Origin of the sequence: Actinomadura decatromicini, assembly GCF_008121305.1 — a bacterium.
GTDB classification, from domain to species: Bacteria; Actinomycetota; Actinomycetes; order Streptosporangiales; family Streptosporangiaceae; genus Spirillospora; species Spirillospora syzygii.
On record NZ_VSRQ01000005.1, the window covers coordinates 45,509 to 64,711 of the forward strand.

Below are 19,203 nucleotides of genomic sequence, written 5' to 3' on the forward strand. Positions count from 1 at the left end.
CGGTTTCAGCGGGCGGTCTCGCGGCGCCAGGCCAGCCACCGGGCCGGGGCCGGGGTCTGGCAGGCGGCGGCGGATTCCCGGAGTTCGTCCCAGACCGCCGGGTCGTCCGGCTCCCGGACGCCGAGGGACTCCATCGCGCGCATCGCCACGTCCTCGTCGGGGTCGGCGGTGAGGCGCAGGAGGGTCGCGGTGTCGAGCGGGCCGGTCACGTCGAGGAAGTTCAGGGCGGTGTGGCGGATCGGCGCGACCGGGTCGGTCAGGGCCTCGCGGGCCAGGGCGCGGACGGTGTCGTCCGGCCGCGTGTAGAGCGCCGCGAGCGCGGCGCCGCGGACGCGGGGGCAGTCGTGGCGCGCCGCGGCCAGCAGTGTTTCCCGGGTTTCCGGGGCGTCCGGCCACCAGGCGGCGAGCGCGGCGAGGGCCGGGCCGTGGACGGCGTGGTCGTCGCCCAGCGCCGCCGGGGCGAGCGCCGGCCGCAGGTCCGGGTCGTCGCCGCGCAGGTGGGCGGTGATGAGCGCGGCCCGGCGCGGGTCGCCGTCCCAGAGGGGGCGCAGGCCGGTCGGCGTGAGCGGCAGCGGGCGGTCCCCCGCGACGAGGACGTGCCGCAGCGCCCCCTCGGTGGCGACGTTCGGGTCGCAGGCGCCCGGCCACGGGTCCTCGGCACGGGTCCGCGCCGCCTGGTGGAGGAGGTCGAACGCCACCCGGCGGATGTACCAGTCCCGGTCGGCCGTCATCTCCCGCAGAGTTTCCACGGTTTCCGGATCGAACGGCCGGCGGATCACCAGGTGCCGCATCGCCAGCGCGCGCAGCGCCCAGTACGGGTCGGTCCGCGCGGCGGGGACGAGCACGTGGAGGCCGTCCGGGTGGTACCCGTCCGAGAGGACCGCGTGGGCCTTGTAGCGGACGCCGCCGTCCTCGTCCTCCACGGCGCGGTGGACGGCGGCCAGGGAACCGGGGTCGCGCAGCCACAGCGCGCCGATCTCGCGGAGCGCCGTGTACCTGAGGAGGACGGGCCCGGCGGCGGCGGCCTCGTGCAGGGCGCGCAGTGCTTCAGGCGCGTCCGGCCAGCGGAGGAACAGCTCGTGGAGGGCGTCGGCCCGCCGGGCGGGGTGCCCGTGCCCGGCGGCGCGGACCGTCTCGGCCAGGTCGCGTGGACGGCGCCGATCCCGCCGGTCGAGCGTCTCGCGGGCCATTTCGCGGTCGTCGACGACGGGGCTGCGGCTCAGCAGGTGCAGGGCGTCCCTGGTCTCGGGCGCGTCCGGCCACTGGACGAGCAGCGCTTCGAGCGCCGCCGCGCGGACGTCGTCGTCCGGGTCCCCGGCGCACCGCGCCAGTGTCCGCACGGTCGCGGGCGACGAGGGGCGCAGCGCCGCGAGCCAGCTCAGGGCCCGGACCCGCACGCGCGCGGACGGGTCGGCGGTCTTGCGGCGGAGCCACTCGTCGTGGCCGGTGTAGAGGCGGGCGACGAGGTCGACCGCCGTGTCCCGGACGTTCGGCTCCGGGTCGTCGAGCGCCCGCTCGATCCAGCCGCGGCACCGGGGGTCGCCGGGCCGCGCGGTGGCGAGGCCCCACAGCGCCAGCTCGCGGACGGCCTCGGACGGCGACCGCAGCCCGGCTTCGAGCACCGCCGCCGCGCCGGGGTCCGGCATCCGGCGGACGAGGTCGGCGAAGGCGAGGCCGCGGACGGGCCACACCTCGTCCTGGAAGGCGATCCGGACGGCGCGCCGCGTCTCCGGCGCGTCCGGCCAGGCGAGCAGGAGCCGCGACAGCCCGGTCACCCGGACGCGCGAGTCGGGGTGCGCCGCCGCCGCCGCGGCGGCCGGGCGGTCCAGCGGCAGCGACCGCGCCTCCGCCGCGCCGAGGAACGCGAGGCACAGGTCGGCGGCGCCGCGGACGCGGGACGTCTCGTCCCAGAGCAGGCGCCGGACCAGGGCGGGCGTCTCGGGGTGCGCGGGCCAGCGGGTCGTGAGGGCGGCGAGCGCGGTGAGCCGGACGTTCTCGGACGGGTCGCACACGGCGCGCGCGACCCGCTCGAACACGCCGTCCTCGTCCCGCCAGCGCAGGCTCAGCGCCTTGACGCCGCCCCGGCGGGCCTCGGCGGACGTGTCCTCGGACGCGGCCAGCATCGCCGCCGCCGCCCCCGGGAAGCCGGGACGGTGCGCCGCGAGCGCCTCCACGGCCCGTTTGCGGGTCTCGCCGTCGTCGTCCTGGCAGGCCAGGGTCAGCCGGTCGAAGGTCTCGGGGGAGTCCGGGTCGGACAGGACGAGCGCCTCCACCGCCGTCCGGCGGACGTCGCCGGACAGGTCGTCGAGCATCCGCCGCGCGGCGGCGCCGGTGCCGGGGTCGTGGCGCCACCGCACCAGCAGGACGCGCAGCGCCAGCCCCCTGACCTCGCTTTCGGGGTCGCGGGTGGCGTCGAGGACGGCCGTCCGGACGCGCTCGAAACCACGGACGTGCTCAAAACCACGGTCGCGCTCAAAACCACGGTCGCGGTCCCGGGTGGCGGCGAGCAGCGCGCCGAGGGCGAGGAGCCGCACGTCCACGTCGTTGTCCGCGAGGGCGCGCTCGACCGTTTCCCACGTTTCGGGTTCTGCGCCGAACCGTTCGACCAGGGACGCGAGCGCGGTCCGCCGGACGGCCCCGAGCGGCGAGTTCAGGGCCGCGGTGACGTGCGTCCGTTGCGTCCAGCCCGCCTGCCAGCGTCCGGCGAGCAGGCGGCGGGCGCTGCGCCTGGCGCCCCGGTGCGGGTCGTCGAGCGCGTCGGCGGCGCGCCGCTGGTCGGCGCCGAGCGCGACGAGCGCCTCCAGCGCGGCGTCGCGGATCAGCCCGGCCGGGTCGCGGGTGAGCCGCTCGATGGCGGCGACCGCGTCCGGGTGGTCGCTCCAGCGCGCGGCGAGGGTTTCGAGCGCGACCTTGCGGACCATCCAGGCGGCGTCCCGCGCGCCCGCGAGGAACACGGGAAGCAGGGCCGGGTCGCCGGCCCAGTGCGCGGCGAGCGTCTCCATCCCGGCCTTGCGGACGTCCGCCTCGAACTCGCACACCGACGACAGGCAGGCGTCCCGCAGCTTGGGATGCGCGGGCCAGTACCGGGACAGGACGCGCATCGCCGCGACCCGGTTCGCCGCCACCGGGTCGGCCGTCGCGCGCAGGACGGCCCGCAGCACCTCGGGACGCCCGGCCCGGTGCTCGCCGACGAGTTCGAGCGCGGCCTGCCGGACGTCCTCGTTGCGCGGGTCGCCGAGCCGTTCGAGGAGCGCCGCCGTGGGATCGGCGTGACCGTCCGCGCGGCGCGCGACCGCGACGGCCGCCGCGCACTGGACGTCGCCGTGCGGGCTGCGGCAGGCGCGGCGCAGCGCGTCCAGGGTCTCCGGACGGTCCGGCCACCGGCTCGCGAGCTGCTCGACCGCGACCGCGCCGACCTGCGGGTCCGGGTCGGTGACGGCGTCCAGGACGGCCGGGTACGTGCCGGGGTCGTCGGCGAAGCGGTCCGCGAGCGCGCGGATCGCGGCCTGCCGGACGTCCTCGTCGACGTCCACGGCGGCGTGCCGCAGCACGGCGAGGGTCTCGGCGACGCGCGCCCACGACGAGTCCAGCGCGCGGACCGCGGCGCGGCGCACCGACCAGTGCGGGTCCCGCGCGGCGCGGTGCACGGCGTCGAGGGTGCCGTGGCGCGTCGCCCAGTTCGCCGTGAGCTGCTCCAACGCGGCTTCGCGAACGTCCGGGTCGGGATCGCCGAGCCGCCCCTGGACGGCCGCCGGCGTCGCGGGCTCGCGCGGCCAGCGCGCGGCGACCTGCTCCACCGCCGCCTGCCGGACGTCGGCGGCCGCGTCGAACAGCGCCTCGTGGACGGCCGCGCGCGTGCCGGGGTCGTCCGGCCAGTGCGCGGCGAGCTGCTCGACGGCCGTCTGCCGGAGCGCGTCGGCGTGGTCGTGCAGCAGGCCGGCGACCAGTTCGCGTGTTCCGGGATGGTCGGGCCAGCGTTCCACGACGGCGAGCAGGCACGTCCGGCGCTGGCCCGCGACGCCGTCGTGCCGCGCCATGTCCGCGAGCATGGCCCGGACGGACGGGGTGTCGGAGTACAGCGCGGCGAGGATGCGCGGCGCGAGGCGGCAGGCGCGCCAGCTCACGAACGCCGACGCGTGCTGCCGGAACCAGTGCAGGAAGTGGTCGCGTCCGGGCCAGGCGGGGCCGATGGCGGCGATGGCGGGCAGCGCCGCCGTCTCCAGGCGTTCCTGCCGGTCGTCGGCGAAGGACCGGTCGGGCGCGCGCAGCAGCTCGATGATCGCGTCCAGCAGCGCGCGGGCCGACTGCTCGGCGGACCCGAGGCTGCGCACCTCGGCCAGGCACTGCACGGCGAGCGTCACCGCGCCGAGCGGCGGCCTGTCCAGGACGGTCGTGCGCACCGGCTCGACCCGCCGCAGCAGGTGCTCCAGCAGGCGGCCGGTGACGGTGGCGTCCACCATCCCGGCGACGAGGCGGAGCACCTCCGTCCAGGCCGGGTCCTCCCAGTGGGCCTCGTAGACCTCCTCGCGGAGCTGCTCCTCGGTCAGGGCGCGGGTCTTCTCGAACCGGGCGACGATCTCGCTCGCGCAGAAGAACTCCAGCAGGGCCCGGTGCACGAACCCGTAAATGCGCGGCCCGTACCGGGCGAGGACGAAATTGCGCTCATGGAACTGCTCGACGATCGCGTTCGCGATGGCGGTGGCGCGGGCCAGGTCGTACTGGAAGCGTCCTTGCAGGTAGCCGACGATCTCGTCGACGAGGTCGTCCTTCCAGATGTGGTTCCCGGCGAGGCCCTCGGTGCCGAGCTGCATGCGGTAGGCGAGCCTGCGCAGCAGGTCCTTCTTGTCATCCTCGCGGATCACGTCGGCGTCGATGCGGGCGTCGGAGAGGTGCTTGTTGACGTCCCAGTGCTCGACCAGGACCCCGGCCGCGTGGTCGTACACCTTCCAGCGCTCGCGCGGCAGCTCCCGGTGCTTGCCGATGATGGCGAGGATCGTCAGCAGCAGCGGGTTCCCGGCCAGCTCGCGGATCGGCGGGGAGTCGTCGATCGCGCCGGTCAGCCGCAGCCGCCGCTGCTCCGCCAGCGCGGGACGGTCGTGCAGCGCCAGCCCGTACCAGGACGTCAGGAACTCCTCGATCTGGTCGCCCCCGAGATCCTGGACGGTGTAGTGCGTGAACCCCGCCTCCTCCAGGATCCGCCGCCGGTACCCGACGATCCGGGACGTCACCAGCACCCGCGCGGTCGGATGCGACGACGCGAACCAGGCGATCTCCCGGGCCACCGCCTCCCGCTCGCGCGGGTCGAACAGCTCGTCCAGCCCGTCGAAGATCACCAGCGCCGGGCCGCCGCCGGACAGCCGCGCCTCCAGCGCCTCGGCCGGGACGCCGAGCCCGTCGGTGCGCGCCCGGTGCGCCAGGTAGTCGCCGAACCCGGCGCACCGGTTGCGGGCGCGCTCGGCCGCGTAGTCGCGCAGCTCGATCAGCACCGGCTCGTGGCCGTCGAGGTCGGCGAGCCGCGGGGGCAGCCGGTCCTGCGCGAGGGCGAGCGCCAGGTAGCGGGCGACCGTCGACTTCCCGGCGCCCGGGTCGCCGAGCAGCACGCACAGCCGCTCGGTCGGACGCGCCGCCACGTCGAACAGCGCCCGGGTGGGGCGCGTCCGGTACACCTGGCGGACCTTCTCCAGGTCGTCGCGGTTCAGCCCCAGCCCGCGCGGGACGTCCGACGGCGACAGCTCCTTGGCGTCCTGGAGCTTGCGCCACAGCTCCTTCGGCAGCTCGACGGGCGGCGCGTCCTGCCGGACGTCCGGTTCAACGAACACGTCGCGCAGCCAGAGCTGGAGGTACTCCTCCCGCTCGGGCGGGGTCAGCGCCTCCAGGTCGAGCCGCCCGTACTCCTCGATCAGCCGCCGCCGGTAGGCCCGCCAGTGCGCGGCCGTCGCCGCGTCCGCGCGCGAGCCGGGCTCCTCGCCGAGGCCGCGCGGCGTCACCAGCTCCTCGACGCGGGCGCCGAGGTCGGCCGGGGTCGTGAACTCCTCGCAGCCCTCGCCGGACGCCAGCTCGGCGCGGAGCGCGTCGACGCGGCCCGCGGCCTCGCCGCGGTCCATCGCGCCGGGCGGCCACGGCTCCCGGTCGCTCAGCAGGAACACGAGCGACTCGCCCCCGGCCTCCCGCGCGGCGCGCAGCTCCAGCTCGGGCAGCGAGTGCTCGCCGCCCTCGGGCACCGGCCCGTACCGCCACGCGAGGACGCACAGGAACAGGTCGCAGCGGCGCACCTCGTCCAGGTGGTCGGCGAGCGGACGCGTCGCCGCGTCGGACTCGACCTCCTCCACCCCGACCCGGCGCAGCGCGCGGCGCACCTGCTCGCGGTGGTCGCGCAGGTCGTCCGACGTCCAGGAGACGAGCACGCGCAGCGGTTTCGGGCGTGCGCGCGGCTCGCCGTAGTAGGTGGTGTTGTGGACGGTCAGGTGCTGGTCGCGCCCGGCCGTGTAGGCGTCACGCTCCGCGGCGACGTCCTGCCGCGGCGGGTCGGCACGGTCGGGGGCGGTCACCGGCGGCGCCCGTCAGTCGTCGTCGGAGGTGCCGTGCCGGTGGACGTCCCGCTGTCGCGTTCCGCGCTCGTCGGTGCCCTGCGTGCCGTGGTGATGGGTGATGGTCTGGTCGCGTGCGGCGGTGTAGGCGTCGCGCCCGGCGACGACGTTCTGCGTCACCTCGACGTGCCCGCCCGCCCAGCGCTCCAGGTCGGCGGCGAACCCCTCGTCGCGCCGCGCGTACCAGCGCAGCGACTCGGCGAGCTCCTGGACGGCGGTCTCGTCGCCGGTGGACGCGGCCTCGTCCAGGCTCTCCGTCGCGCGGGCGTCGCCGCGGAACACCGACCGGATCCGCTCCAGCATCCCCGCCGTGGCCTGCTCGCCCGCGCTCTGCGCCGCGCCCGTCGCGCCCGCGGCCACCAGCGCGGCCGCCGCCTCGGACAGCGCCACAAGATCCATGTTCCGCCACCTCCGCCTTCGACCCTAGTGCGATATGACGGCGGGGAACCGGCAATGGTTCACCATTCACGGCGGCATCGGGAACGCCGCGCGCCGCGCCATGTCGCCCGCCGCGTAGAGACCTCGAAAAGGCGTCCCGGCGGTGCGTCCGGCCGAGGGTGAGGCGGCGGCCATCCCGGCCAGCCCGCCGCCCGCGATCAGCACGTCGAACGCGTCCGGTCCGTCGAAGGTTGACATGGCCACGAGTCTGCAAGTTAATGTCAACATGAAGTCAAGCGCGGCGCTGCGGATCGGCGAGCTGGCCGGACGGTTCGGCCTCGCCCCGCACGTGCTGCGCCACTGGGAGGCGATGGGTCTGCTCACCCCGGCCGCGCGGGTGAACGGGCGGCGGGTTTACACCGACGAGCACGTCGTCCGGGTCATGACGATCGTCCGGGCGAAGGAGGGCGGGCTGTCGCTGGAGCAGATCCGCGCCATGCTCGACGCCCCCGGCCGGGACGAGCGCCAGGCCCTCCTCCGCCGCCAGCACGCCGCGCTGGAACGGCGCATCGCGGCGCTGAACGCGTCCAAGGCGCTGATCGAGCACGTCATGGAATGCACCGCCGACGACATTCTCGAATGCCCCGGCTACCGGTGGCTGGCCGAGAATCCGCAGGCCATTGGCGATGCGCGGGGAGATGCGCGGGGAAATGCCTGCGCCGTCGCCCCGGCCACGCACGACTGACCGCCCCGGCTCCCCTCCCCTCGCGCCCTTCGCGGGACCGGAGAACTTGTTTCATAATTCGTGCATCACAAGTTGCCGCAACGGAGGCCCGACCGGTGAGCGACACAGATCAGGTTCCCCCCGGGGTCGACCCCGATATCCCCAGCCCGGCCCGAATGTACGACTTCTATCTCGGTGGCACGGAGAACTTCGAGGTGGACCGTATCGCCGCCGCCAAGGTCAAGGCGGCGATGCCGGAGGCCGAAGACGCCGCGTGGGCGAACCGTGGCTTTCTGCAACGCGCGGTCAGCTGGCTCGCGCGTCATGACATCCGCCAGTTCATCGACGTCGGCGCGGGACTTCCGACCCGAAACAACACGCACGACGCGGCGCAGGCCGTCGCACCGGAAGCGCGCGTCCTGTACGCGGACAACGACCCGATGGTGCGCGCCCACGCGCAGAAACTGCTGACCGGCGTCAACGGGACGGCCTTCATCCAGGCCGACTTCCGCGACCCGGAAGGGCTGCTCGCGCATCCCATCACGCAGGCGACCATCGATTTCACGCAGCCGGTGGCTTTACTGGTGGTCGCGTTGACGCATTTCGTCCCGGACGCGGACGACCCGTGGGGCGTCATCCGCCGTTACATGGACCGATTGGTTCCGGGCAGCTATCTGGCGCTGTCCGCCGGGACGCATGACAGGCAGGCGGAGCGGGCCGTCAGCGGGCTCAAGGACGTCTACTCCAAGTCGTCGGCCAACGTCCACACCAGGACGCGGGAGGAGATCGCGCGCTACTTCGACGGGCTGGAGATCGTCCCGCCGTACGAGGGCGCCGCGCCGGACCTCGTCTACGCGGGCGAGTGGGGCGCCGAGGACCCCGAGGCCGCCGACAGCGACGGCTCCCGCTGGTCCTACTGCGCGGTCGCGAAAAAACCCGCCTGACCTGGGATGTATGAGGAGGGGACTCGCATGACCACGAAGAAACCCACACTGGACGACCTAGGGCTCGACCCCGACACCCTGGACTGGAAGCGCTCAGGCACGGCCGAGGGCGCAATCGAGGTCGCGTTCTCCGGAGAGTGGACGTTCCTGCGCACCGCCGACGGCCCCGTCTCCGTCTTCGACGAGCACGAGTGGACCTGCTTCCTGGACGGAGTGAAGAAGGGAGAGTTCGATCACGCTGCTGTGCCCTTTCGGGGAACGACCCCCGAACCCCCGCGGGAGGCGCCGTGATCCTCGCTTCGCTGCGGTCACGGCGTGCCCTTTCGGGGGGCGACCCCCGAACCCCCGGGGGAGACGCCGTGATCCTCGCTTCGCTGCGGTCACGGCGTCTCCTAAATCCGATCTGTCAGCATCTGTGATTCACAAATTGGGAAGGCGTATGCTGATGGCGGGCGGAGATCAGGGGAGGTGGTTCCGGTGAGCGAGGCGTACGGGGCCACCGTCGCGAAGCGGGGCCTGGCGCGGCGTCTGCGCGAGCTGCGCGACGAGGCCGGATACACCGCCAACCAGGTGTGCGACCGGCTGAACTGGGGACGCGGCAAGGTCGGCCGGTTCGAGGCGAACAACTGGGTCCGTCCCGAGCTGAGCGACATCCGCGACCTCGCCCGCATCTACGAGGGCAGCGACCTCGACGAGCTGGAGCGGCTCGCCTCGCTGGCGCGGGAACGCGCCTGGTGGCGGGAGTATCCCGACGTCTTCGACAACGAGTTCCCGGGTTTCGAGGGCGACGCGTCCCGCATCCACGTGATCATGCCGCTGGTGCTGCCGGGCCTGCTGCAGACCCTGCCGTACATGCAGGCCCTGCTGGCGTCGGGGTTCCAGTCGCCGGAGTGGCGCGAGCGGGCGCTGCGGGCGCGGCTGCGCCGCCAGCAGATCCTCGACCGGGACGACGGCACCGCCCCCGAGCTGGTCGCGCTGATCACCGAGGCGGCGCTGATGTACGAGTGGGGCGACGCGGGCGATCGCCGCGCCCAGCTCCGCCACCTGCTGACCATGTCGAAGCGGCCGAACGTGGAGCTGCGGCTGCTCCGCCTGTCGGACGGCCTGCACCCCGGCATGTCGACGCTGGTCAACATCTTCCGCTTCCCCGGCGGCGAGCCGCCGCTGGTCTTCCTGGAGAACGACGCGGACATCCAGGAGATCGACACCCCCGAAAAAGTGGAGGCGTATGACCGGATCTTCGAGCAGATCCGCGCGGCGGCCTTGAGCACCGCCGACACCGCGGCACACCTGGAGAAGTCGATCGCCGCGCTGGAGTGAGTCCGGCGCGAGAGAGCGAGCGGAGCACACATGGATCTCTCTCAGGCACGATGGTTCAAGGCCACCGCGAGCGCGAGCAGCAACGGCGGCTGCGTCGAGGTCGCCGACCTCGGGACGGCCACCGGGCTGCGCGACAGCAGGACCCCGGAGGCCGGAGCGCACGTCGTCCCCCGGTCCGTCTTCGCCGCGTTCCTCGGCGACCTGCGCGCGGGCAGGTACGACCGCTGACCGGCGGACCGCCCGGCGTGGCCGACGGCGGACGGCGCGGCGCGGGCGTCCTCCGGCATCGGACCGCCGACCGGGCCGACCCCGCGGGAGCGGCTCTCCACCAGCGGGCGCGCCCGCGGTCCCGGTAGGGCGAGCGGCCCCGCACGATCGCCGGGCCGCACACCGGATCCCCCAGGGGCTGCATCCCTGGGGGATCTTCACGTGTGCGGCCCTCTCTCAGGCCCCGCCAACGCTACAGCGCGGGCGGCCGGACGTCTCCCGCGCCGCCGGTACGTGCTTGGCGGCCCGTTCCGGGGCATGGTCTGTGCGGTTTCCAGCCGGTTCGGTGAACGTCTCAGTCGTGCCCGGACGAGCTTGCTCGTGTGACGCCCCATTCCGGCCGGGATGTGCGAAGCTTTGATCTGTGAATCACACATAGCGACTCGCGGGCCTATGAGGCTCATGTCGCGATTGTCTGAACGCGAACACAGCTCCGCGAAACCCCGAGGGTGAGCGTCATGACGAAGGCCGCAACGGAGTGCGGGATTCCCTGGAGTCTGGAGCCCGGCGGCTGCGCGGCCATCCCGCTGCCGGCGGACGAGTCGATCGCCTCCGTCGCCCGAGCCCAGGTCAGGACGCTGCTCCCGGTGCTCGGCCTCGCCGTCAAGGACGCCGACGACGTCGCCATCATGGTCAGCGAGCTGGCCACCAACGTCCTCCAGCACGCGACGCCCCGCTCCGGGCGCTCCCGCGCCGAGCTGTGGGTCTACCAGCGCGCCTCCGTCCTCGGCGGGGACGAGCTGGTCGTCAAGGCGTTCGACTCGCTCCGGCAGTGGCGGCGTCCGCCGGAGCGGGTCGGCGGCATGCACGAGCACGGCCGCGGGCTGGAGATCATCGAGCTGCTCACGGCCGGACGGTGGGGGCACCATCCGACACGGTCCCGGCTCAGCAGCCCGGTGGTGCGCGGCAAGGCCACCTGGTTCGCGGTGCCCGCCACCCGCACCGGCCACCCGCGTCCGCTCGCCCCCCGGACGGCCGGGACGAGCTCGATGCGCGACTTGCAGGCGATGCTCGTCCAACGCGGCCTGCAGCGGCTCGCGCCGCGGAACGAGCTCGGCGTCGCGATGCTGTCCGCGCCCGGGGAGCTGACGGTGTGGTGCGAGACGGCGACGTTCCGCTGGTGCGCCCGCTCCGGCGAGACCGGGAAACTGCCGGTCACCGACATCACCGAGGTGTGCGAGCAGCTCGTCCGGGTGTACGAAGGGCTTTCCGAAGGAGGGGACGACCGGCAGTAGAGGGGGCCGCATGGCCCGACCGCGCCGGGGGGCAGCGGACGGGCCATGCGGTGCCGGGCTCAGCCGGTCAGCTCGGCGCGGACGCGGCGCGCCGCCGCGACCAGGTTCCGCAGCGACGCCTCCGTCTCCGGGTAGGCGCGGGTCTTCAACCCGCAGTCGGGGTTGACCCAGAGCCGATCCGGCTCGACGGCGAGGAGCGCGCGGCGCAGGTTCTCCTCGATCTCCTCGGCGGCCGGGACGCGCGGCGAGTGGATGTCGTACACGCCCGGCCCGATGCCGTTCGCGTACCCGGCGGCGCGCAGGTCCGCGACTAGCTCCATCCGCGAGCGGGCCGCCTCGACGCTGGTGACGTCGGCGTCCAGCGCGCCGATCGCGCCGATGATCTCGCCGAACTCGGAGTAGCACATGTGCGTGTGGACCTGCGTCGTGTCGGCGGCGCCCGAGGTGGCGAGCCGGAACGCGCCGACCGCCCAGTCCAGGTAAGCGGGACGGTCGGCGTCCCGGAGCGGCAGCAGTTCGCGGAGCGCGGGCTCGTCCACCTGAACGACGCGGATCCCGGCCGCCTCCAGATCGGCGATCTCGTCCCTCAGCGCCAGCGCGACCTGGCGGGAGGTGTCTCCGAGGGGTTGATCGTCCCGGACGAACGACCAGGCCAGCATGGTGACGGGCCCGGTCAGCATCCCCTTGACGGGCTTCCTCGTAAGGGACTGCGCATATGTCGTCCACTCAACGGTCATAGGCCGAGGCCGCGCGACGTCCCCGTGCAGGATCGGCGGCCGGACGTAACGCGACCCGTACGACTGCACCCATCCGTGCTGGGTCGCCGCGTACCCGTCGAACTGCTCGGCGAAGTACTGCACCATGTCGTTGCGCTCAGGCTCACCATGCACGAGGACGTCCAGCCCGAGGTCCTCTTGCAGCGCGATGACGCGGGCGATTTCGTCCTTCATGACCTGGGTGTAGGCGTCCTCGCTGATGCGCCCGGCGCGACGGTCGGCACGGGCCCGCCGGATCTCGGACGTCTGCGGAAACGACCCGATCGTGGTGGTCGCCAGCACGGGCAGTCCCAGCGCCTCCTGCTGCGCCTCGAACCGCGAGCCCCTGTCACCGCGCCCTGCGTCGTTCAGCGCTTCCAGCCGCTCCCGCACTTCCTGATTGACCGCCGCAGGCGACGCCATCGCATCATCAGGAAGCGGGACGTCCTCACGCAACGCCCGCCCGAGCGCGACGACCTCCCCGACCTTCTGGCGCGCGAACGCAAGCCGTTCCTTCACACCGGGTTCGAGCGCGGTCTCCGCGTCCAGGTCGATGGGGACATGCATGAGGGAGCACGACGTGCTCACCACCAGTTGGTCGACGAGCCCGAGGAGCGAAGCGCAGGTGGCCATGGCCCGACGCCGATCGGTCCGCCAGACGTTGCGCCCGTCCACGACACCCGCAACAAGCGTCTTGCGCGGCAGCCCACCGACCGACGCCAGGACGTCGACATTCTCGGGCCCCGCAACAAAGTCCAGCCCAACGGCCTCGACCCGACTCGCCGCCAGAACACGCAAAGCATCCGCGCCGATCGTGCCGAAGTAGGTGGCGACCATGAGCCGGGGCCTACTCGTAAGCCGTCCGAGCCGCGCATAGGCGCGTTTCAGCGCGGCGATCTCCTCCTCCGACCGATCGGCGACAAGCACGGGCTCATCCAGCTGCACCCACTTCGCCCCTGCCCCGGCCAGCCGTTCCAGCAGTTCGGAGTAGACGTTGACGAGCCCGTCCAGCAGGTCCAGCGGCCGGAACTCCTTCGGCGCGCCCTCCTCGGCCTTGGCCAGCAGAAGATAGGTGAGCGGCCCGACGAGCACGGGCCGCGTCTCGATCCCGAGCGCCCGCGCCTCCCGGAATTCGGCGAGCGGCTTGGCGGCTGACCCGTCCGCCAGCCGAAACCGCGTCCCCGGCCCGACCTCCGGGACAATGTAGTGATAATTCGTGTCGAGCCACTTGGTCATCTCCAGCGGCGGGACGTCCTGCACGCCCCGCGCCATGGCGAAGTACCGGTCGAGCCCGCTCAGCTTCCGATACCGCTCCGGGACGGCGTCGACCAAGACACTCGTGTCGAGCATGTGGTCATAGAACGAAAAGGAGTTGGACGGAATGGCGTTCAGGCCCGCGTCGCGCAGGGACGTCCAGACGTCGGCGCGCAGTTCCGCGCCCGTCCTGTTGAGGGCGTCGGCGTCGGCGCGTCCGGCCCAGTAGTCCTCGGTGGCGAATTTCAGTTCCCGGCGCGCCCCGATTCGGGGGTATCCGAGGATCGTGGTGTTCATGGCGGCTTCCCTCGCTGTGCCACGGGCGGACCCCGAGGAGCGCACGGCGAAGCGGACGCCGCCGACCGTCCCACGAGGCCGCAGACCACCGCGCACCAGTTGGCGCACGGGCGGAGGCAGGTCTTCGGACTCGCGGGCGCCGTGCTTGCTCCTACTGACCGTCGCTTCCCAGGCCGTGAGGCCCAGTGCGTATGACGGCGGTCGTTCCCACTAACCGCTGCGGGGCAGTCCCGGACTCACACCGGGTTCCCTCTTACGACACTCGTCCCCGAGTGAACCATCCGCACCCCAAAGCCTACCGACCCCAAGACCCTCCACCCGGAAGGCACACGTTCACCGAACAAGACCCACACCCCACTAGCCTCGCCCGCTGGGGCGATGAGACCACGAATCCCGCGTGCCACTGACCGCGCCGCATTACGGGTGACGAACCCTCGTAGGGCCGATGAGGACCGGCCAGTGCTGGGAGTCGGCGATCCGGATCGAGTTGCGAACCCTCGTAGGGGCGATGAGGACGTACTCATCAACGGCTACAAGGGCACCATCTACGCGTTGCGAACCCTCGTAGGGGCGATGAGGACGTGTGCGTGATCGGCCGGGACGGCGGCGACATCACGTTGCGAACCCTCGTAGGGGCGATGAGGACGACGCAGCATCATCACACAAAGCGGGGGGCGTAATGCGTTGCGAACCCTCGTAGGGGCGATGAGGACGACGCAGCATCATCACACAAAGCGGGGGGCGTAATGCGTTGCGAACCCTCGTAGGGGCGATGAGGACGGCACCCGCTCCAGATGGGACCTGCAAGCGGACGGGTTGTTGCGAACCCTCGTAGGGGCGATGAGGACCAGGAGTGCCTGCGGTTCGTCCGAGGTGACGCCTCAGGTTGCGAACCCTCGTAGGGGCGATGAGGACGCGCGAGGTCGCCGAGGCAGGTCGGCAGAAGGTGTTGCGAACCCTCGTAGGGGCGATGAGGACCCGGTCAGGCCGAGGAACCCGGCGTAGGCGTGCAGTTGCGAACCCTCGTAGGGGCGATGAGGACTGGGACGGTCGCAGTGGTCCTCGTCCGGGTCACTGTGTTGCGAACCCTCGTAGGGGCGATGAGGACCCGCGCCATCGAGGCCAGCGCGGGCGAGAACCGGTTGCGAACCCTCGTAGGGGCTATGAGGACGGACGAAGAACCGGCGCAGCTCGTCACGCTCGGCCATGTTGCGAACCCTCGTAGGGGCTATGAGGACCGGCGGCGTTCACCCACTCCTCGGCCCGCTTCGGTGTTGCGAACCCTCGTAGGGGCTATGAGGACCCCATGGTAAAGCCGCTGGTTGGACGTCGCCTGGGTGACCGTACATGGGGTGTGATTGCAGCGAACCTCCGGTTCTGCACGAGACCCCGGCGTGTCGCTGAAACGATCAAGGTCGACCTCGGCGGTGGGCACGTCTGTAGCGTCTCAGACCAGCCCGGCCGCTCCCATTGGCTTGAGGCACAGTAGCGGTCGCACGGGCGGTGACAGCGGCGTCATCGAACGTGACTCGGAGGCCGTCCCATGGCCCCGATGGGCCTTCGATGACGGGACCTCGCGGCACCGGCATTGATCGGAAGGGCACGAGAGCTTGCCCTTGGCGCTGTCCTCAGCGTCCTTCCCCCAGGCCGAGGGCACGGGGGACGGTGAGGTGCGTTCATTGTCGGGAGGCATCCGTGCGGGAAAATGCGCGACTGGGCAAGCAGAACAGCGAAGAGCGCCCGCGGGGTGTCGCCCGGCCTAAGGCGGCGGAGCCGACCGATCCGGCGTCGGCTCTGCTGGCTTTGCAGCGTGCGGCGGGCAACGCCGCAGTGACCGCCGTGCTGAGGGCGCAGGGGCACGGTCACGTCCCGTGCGGTCCAGCGGTCGGCGGTGCATGACGTCCTGCGCACCTCCGGGTGTCCTCTGGGGGACGGGCTGCGGGATGAGATGGAGCAACGGCTGGGCGCGAATTTCAGCGACGTGCGAATTCACGATGACGTCGCGGCGCAGCGGTCGGCCGCCGAGATCGGGGCGCGGGCCTACAGGTCCAGCTGCCACGTCGTGGTCGGTTCGGGTGGCGCGGACAAGCACACCCTCGCCCACGATCTGACGCACGTCATCCAGCAGCGCAGCGGGAGTCGTCCAGCAGCATGACGGTTTCTTGGACCTTGCCAGGCTCCTTCGCGGTACCGACCGTCGCGACTTGGTGGGCGCGAAGGCTCTGTATGCGCGAAGCATGATTTGCGAGTCGTCCGCCGCATGCACGTTCTCCCACCTTCAGCGATAGGCCCGCGGGGAGGACCTCATGATGGTGATGCACCCTCAGCAGTCGCATTGGTTCGTGATCATCGTTTCTGAGGGCGAGGACCCTTCGGAATGGGTCGTGGCCGACCCCTGGCCCACCCAGGCACGGGCCGTCGAATGGACGAACCACTTCTGCTACTCGCCGGGCATGCAGAGCGTCTTCATCGACAGGAGGATGCGGGCGGACGGGAACGACGAAGCTCGCCATCTCGCCCACCTCATAGAATTGAACGATGCCGGGTGGCATGTGGCGCGCTGGGACCTGAGCAGGGTCAGCGCGAGCACGAACCAGGAAATCGGCCAAATGCTTCAGCGGGCGGGAGTGGGGATCAACCTTCACCAAGGCGACCTGGCGGAGCAGATCATGCAGGGTCTCGCGAATGTCGACTCGTGGTCGACGGACGATATCGGAACGTGGCCAGTAGCGCAGCTTGACGCCTGGTGCCTGGCACAGATCGACGAGTCGATAGTCAGACGACTGCTCGCGAGGCCCCAAAGCTCAGGAAACCTCAGGGACCTCCGCCAAGAGATCACCAGCGGAATCGGCGAAGTCAGGCAACAGTAGGGCGACAATTCCTGGATCTGGGACATCCACCACACCCAGGCCCAAGGCCGAAACCCATAACCAGGCCAGCATCACCGGAGACCGAAGGAGCCCGTCCACCCACCACGCACGCCGCCCCGTAGAGGTGATGAGGACCAAGCTCGCACGCCTCTCCATCTCCGTCCGCCGAGCGTTGCGAACCCTCGCAGGGGCGATGAGGACACCTGCGCGAGCGGATCGCCCGCCACACCGTGGTCGCGTTGCGAACCCTCGTAGGGGCGATGAGGACCCGGATGGACGACGGCCGAACTTCCCGTACGGGTGTTGCGAACCCTCGTACAGGCGACGAGAGCTTTCAGGTCCCGATGGAACGGCTGGATGACCAGCCCATGTTGCGAACCCTAGTAGAGGCGATGAAAACCGGCGGCCCGCCTCGACCGCTGGGTGGTCGCGCACCTCGGTTGCGAACCCTCATAGGGGCGATGAGGACTCCCCGGGTGCACTTTGAGGCGGCTCCGTCACAGCAAGGGTTGCGAACCTCATAGGTGCGATGAGGACGAGGAGTACGAGCGGTCCAAGCTGCGGTCCTGGACAGGTTGCGAACTCTCGTAGGGGCGATGAGGACCGCCCCCCACGCTCAGCCGGGGGTACGCCAGCCGTTGCGAACCCTCATAGGGGCGATGAGGACCGGCGCCGGGCTGATCGAGGATCACGCGCGAGTCGCGTTGCGAACCCTCATAGGGGCGATGAGGACGCTTGCGTGCAGTGCCCGCACGGCTGGCCGGTGTGTTGCGAACCCTCGTAGGGGCGATGAGGACGAGCGCAGGACCGTGTGGATCGGCTGGTGTTGCGGCTGTTGCGAACCCTCGTAGGGGGCGATGAGGACACCGGCGGGCACGGCAACAGATCGTCCGGATTGAGTTGCGAACCCTCGTAGGGGCGATGAGGACCCTCATGTGGGAGTCAACGCTAATGGCGATGACCTACCCCTTGCGAACCCTCGTAGGGGCGATGAGGACTGCCGTTCACCGCAAGCAAGGCCCTCAAGATCGGTTGCGAACCCTCGTAGGGGCAATGAGGACCCGGGCACTCGTACCCGCGCCGGACGACCGTGATCGGTTGCGAACCCTCGTAGGGGCGATGAGGACCGGACCTGATCCACCCAGGCGACAAGGTGACCGTGCCCGCGTGTTGCGAACCCTCGTAGGGGCGATGAGGACTGAACGGCACCAGGTAGCCGCCCTGCGCGTCCGTGAGGTTGCGAACCCTCGTAGGGGCGATGAGGACCAGAAGGCCAAGGCCGAAAAGGAACTCCGCGAGGAGTTGTTGCGAACCCTCGTAGGGGCGATGAGGACCCGTCGGGGCGATGAGGACCGGACGGTCTGCGTCGTCGGGCCCTCGGAGTAGTGCAGCGATGAGGACCCGTCGGGGCGATGAGGACCCCATGGTAAAGCCGCTGGTTGGCTGCCGCCCGGATGACCATCCATGGGGTGCGATTGCAGCGAACCTCCGGTTGTGCATGAGACCCCGGCGTGTCGCTGAAACGATCAAGGCCGATCTCGACGGATGGCACGTCTATAGCGTCTCAGACCGGTCGGGCCCTTCGCACTGTCTTGGGTCGGGCTTCCGTCTCCCAGGGGCGGCCGGAAGCGCGATGAACGGTCTTCGCGTTGGCATCTGTTCGGGAAGGCGCGGGAAGGTGCCCTGGGTGCTTCGCGGTGCGTGGTGCGCCGGCGCCAGGCGGCGGTTGGCTCGCCTCATCGTGGGGGTCAGGGCGATCATGGGGAGGTTGCCGAATCGGAGGTGGGTGCCGTGGGTCGGTCTTATGTCGTTACTGGTGGAGGGCGTGGAGTCGGGCGGGCCATTGTCGAGCGGCTTCGGGCGGACGGCGGGAAAGTCGTCGTGATCGAGGTCGATCCGGCTGCTGTGGAATGGGCCGGGGAGTGTGCCGATGTCATTCCGGTGGTGGGGAGCGCGGCGGAGGAGGATGTTGCTGAGCGGGCGGCTGATGCGGCTCAAGAGGTGGGGGACCTCGCCGGGTGGGTCAACAACGCGGCTGTGTTTCGGGACGTTCCGTCGCCGTCCGCGCGTGAGGTGTTGGAGCTCGTTGGGTTGAACTTCGAGCCTGCGGTCGTGGGAAGCTTCACTGCCGTCCGCCGGTTCTTGGACGCTGGGACGGGTGGGGCCGTCGTGAATGTGTCGTCCCACCAGGCACAGCGGCCGGTGCGGGGCTCGCTGCCGTACGCGACGGCCAAGGCCGCCACTGAGGGGATGAGTCGGGCGCTCGCCGTTGACTACGGGCCGTACGGTATTCGGACGAATGTCGTCGCGCTTGGCTCCATCACCACTGAGCGGTACGAGACGTTCCTCGGAAACCAGGTGCCCGCCGAGGTGGCGCGTATTGAGAGTGAGATGCGCCTGCTTCACCCGGTGGGGCGTGTCGGACGTCCAGACGAGGTGGCCGCCACGGTCGCCTTTCTGCTTTCGGGCGAGGCGAGCTTCATCAACGGTGCCGTCGTTCCGGTGGACGGCGGTCGCCATGCCGTGGGCCGTGACCCGGAAGAGGCTCCGCCGCGGCCCTAGCCCACGGCAT

The 19,203-nt window shown here is 71.5% G+C and carries 13 protein-coding genes, 2 CRISPR repeat arrays and 1 riboswitch; of the genes, 9 read left to right on the forward strand and 4 right to left on the reverse strand.

The features are described 5' to 3' along the window. Nucleotides 1-5 precede the first annotated feature (5 nt). The 3 genes from FXF68_RS22950 to FXF68_RS42490 all read right to left on the reverse strand — a co-directional run bounded on the left by FXF68_RS22950 (nucleotide 6) and on the right by FXF68_RS42490 (nucleotide 7,223). Nucleotides 6-6,548: a HEAT repeat domain-containing protein gene (locus FXF68_RS22950; RefSeq protein ID WP_148762520.1), complete on the reverse strand. Its 6,543-nt coding sequence runs from the start codon at nucleotides 6,546-6,548 to the stop codon at nucleotides 6-8. Nucleotides 6,549-6,560: 12 nt separating this feature from the next. Next, the gene (locus tag FXF68_RS22955; RefSeq protein ID WP_148762522.1) at nucleotides 6,561-6,986 is read right to left on the reverse strand and encodes a hypothetical protein; all 426 of its coding nucleotides are present in this window, start codon (nucleotides 6,984-6,986) and stop codon (nucleotides 6,561-6,563) included. A 66-nt stretch (nucleotides 6,987-7,052) separates the two neighbouring features. Beyond that, the gene (locus tag FXF68_RS42490) at nucleotides 7,053-7,223 is read right to left on the reverse strand and encodes a hypothetical protein (protein ID WP_187438058.1); all 171 of its coding nucleotides are present in this window, start codon (nucleotides 7,221-7,223) and stop codon (nucleotides 7,053-7,055) included. Nucleotides 7,224-7,251: 28 nt separating this feature from the next. Between FXF68_RS42490 and FXF68_RS22960 the strand changes: the two genes are divergently transcribed. The 6 genes from FXF68_RS22960 to FXF68_RS22985 all read left to right on the forward strand — a co-directional run bounded on the left by FXF68_RS22960 (nucleotide 7,252) and on the right by FXF68_RS22985 (nucleotide 11,455). Beyond that, entirely contained in the window at nucleotides 7,252-7,710 is a 459-nt protein-coding gene (locus FXF68_RS22960; protein WP_148762524.1) for a helix-turn-helix domain-containing protein, read from the forward strand. A 95-nt stretch (nucleotides 7,711-7,805) separates the two neighbouring features. Beyond that, a complete protein-coding gene (locus FXF68_RS22965; protein WP_148762526.1) occupies nucleotides 7,806-8,633 on the forward strand; it encodes an SAM-dependent methyltransferase in 828 nt (275 codons plus the stop codon). 27 nt (nucleotides 8,634-8,660) lie between these two features. Then, nucleotides 8,661-8,924 (forward strand): DUF397 domain-containing protein, encoded by a 264-nt coding sequence (locus FXF68_RS22970; RefSeq protein WP_148762528.1) that lies wholly within the window; start codon nucleotides 8,661-8,663, stop codon nucleotides 8,922-8,924. 186 nt (nucleotides 8,925-9,110) lie between these two features. Continuing rightward, a complete protein-coding gene (locus tag FXF68_RS22975; protein WP_187438060.1) occupies nucleotides 9,111-9,953 on the forward strand; it encodes a helix-turn-helix domain-containing protein in 843 nt (280 codons plus the stop codon). Nucleotides 9,954-9,983: 30 nt separating this feature from the next. Further along, the gene (locus FXF68_RS22980; protein WP_067892539.1) at nucleotides 9,984-10,181 is read left to right on the forward strand and encodes a DUF397 domain-containing protein; all 198 of its coding nucleotides are present in this window, start codon (nucleotides 9,984-9,986) and stop codon (nucleotides 10,179-10,181) included. Between the two features lie 497 nt (nucleotides 10,182-10,678). Further along, on the forward strand, nucleotides 10,679-11,455 hold the full coding sequence (locus tag FXF68_RS22985) for an ATP-binding protein (RefSeq protein WP_148762532.1): 777 nt from the start codon (nucleotides 10,679-10,681) through the stop codon (nucleotides 11,453-11,455). A 59-nt stretch (nucleotides 11,456-11,514) separates the two neighbouring features. Here FXF68_RS22985 and metE read toward each other — a convergent pair whose 3' ends face one another. After that, entirely contained in the window at nucleotides 11,515-13,761 is a 2,247-nt protein-coding gene (gene metE / locus FXF68_RS22990) for a 5-methyltetrahydropteroyltriglutamate--homocysteine S-methyltransferase (protein WP_148762534.1), read from the reverse strand. A 98-nt stretch (nucleotides 13,762-13,859) separates the two neighbouring features. Then, nucleotides 13,860-14,059: riboswitch (cobalamin riboswitch) on the reverse strand. A gap of 125 nt (nucleotides 14,060-14,184) precedes the next feature. Beyond that, nucleotides 14,185-15,064: a CRISPR direct-repeat array (repeat unit 30 nt; unit sequence GTTGCGAACCCTCGTAGGGGCGATGAGGAC). A gap of 588 nt (nucleotides 15,065-15,652) precedes the next feature. Between metE and FXF68_RS43125 the strand changes: the two genes are divergently transcribed. The 3 genes from FXF68_RS43125 to FXF68_RS23005 all read left to right on the forward strand — a co-directional run bounded on the left by FXF68_RS43125 (nucleotide 15,653) and on the right by FXF68_RS23005 (nucleotide 19,193). Next, entirely contained in the window at nucleotides 15,653-15,916 is a 264-nt protein-coding gene (locus FXF68_RS43125) for an eCIS core domain-containing protein (protein WP_281292229.1), read from the forward strand. A gap of 151 nt (nucleotides 15,917-16,067) precedes the next feature. Continuing rightward, nucleotides 16,068-16,631, forward strand: coding sequence for a hypothetical protein (locus FXF68_RS23000; protein ID WP_148762536.1), 564 nt, complete (start codon nucleotides 16,068-16,070; stop codon nucleotides 16,629-16,631). Nucleotides 16,632-17,530: 899 nt separating this feature from the next. After that, a CRISPR array of direct repeats spans nucleotides 17,531-17,965; the repeat unit is 30 nt; unit sequence GTTGCGAACCCTCGTAGGGGCGATGAGGAC. Between the two features lie 457 nt (nucleotides 17,966-18,422). Further along, nucleotides 18,423-19,193: an SDR family NAD(P)-dependent oxidoreductase gene (locus tag FXF68_RS23005; protein WP_148762538.1), complete on the forward strand. Its 771-nt coding sequence runs from the start codon at nucleotides 18,423-18,425 to the stop codon at nucleotides 19,191-19,193. The last annotated feature ends 10 nt before the right edge of the window (nucleotides 19,194-19,203 follow it).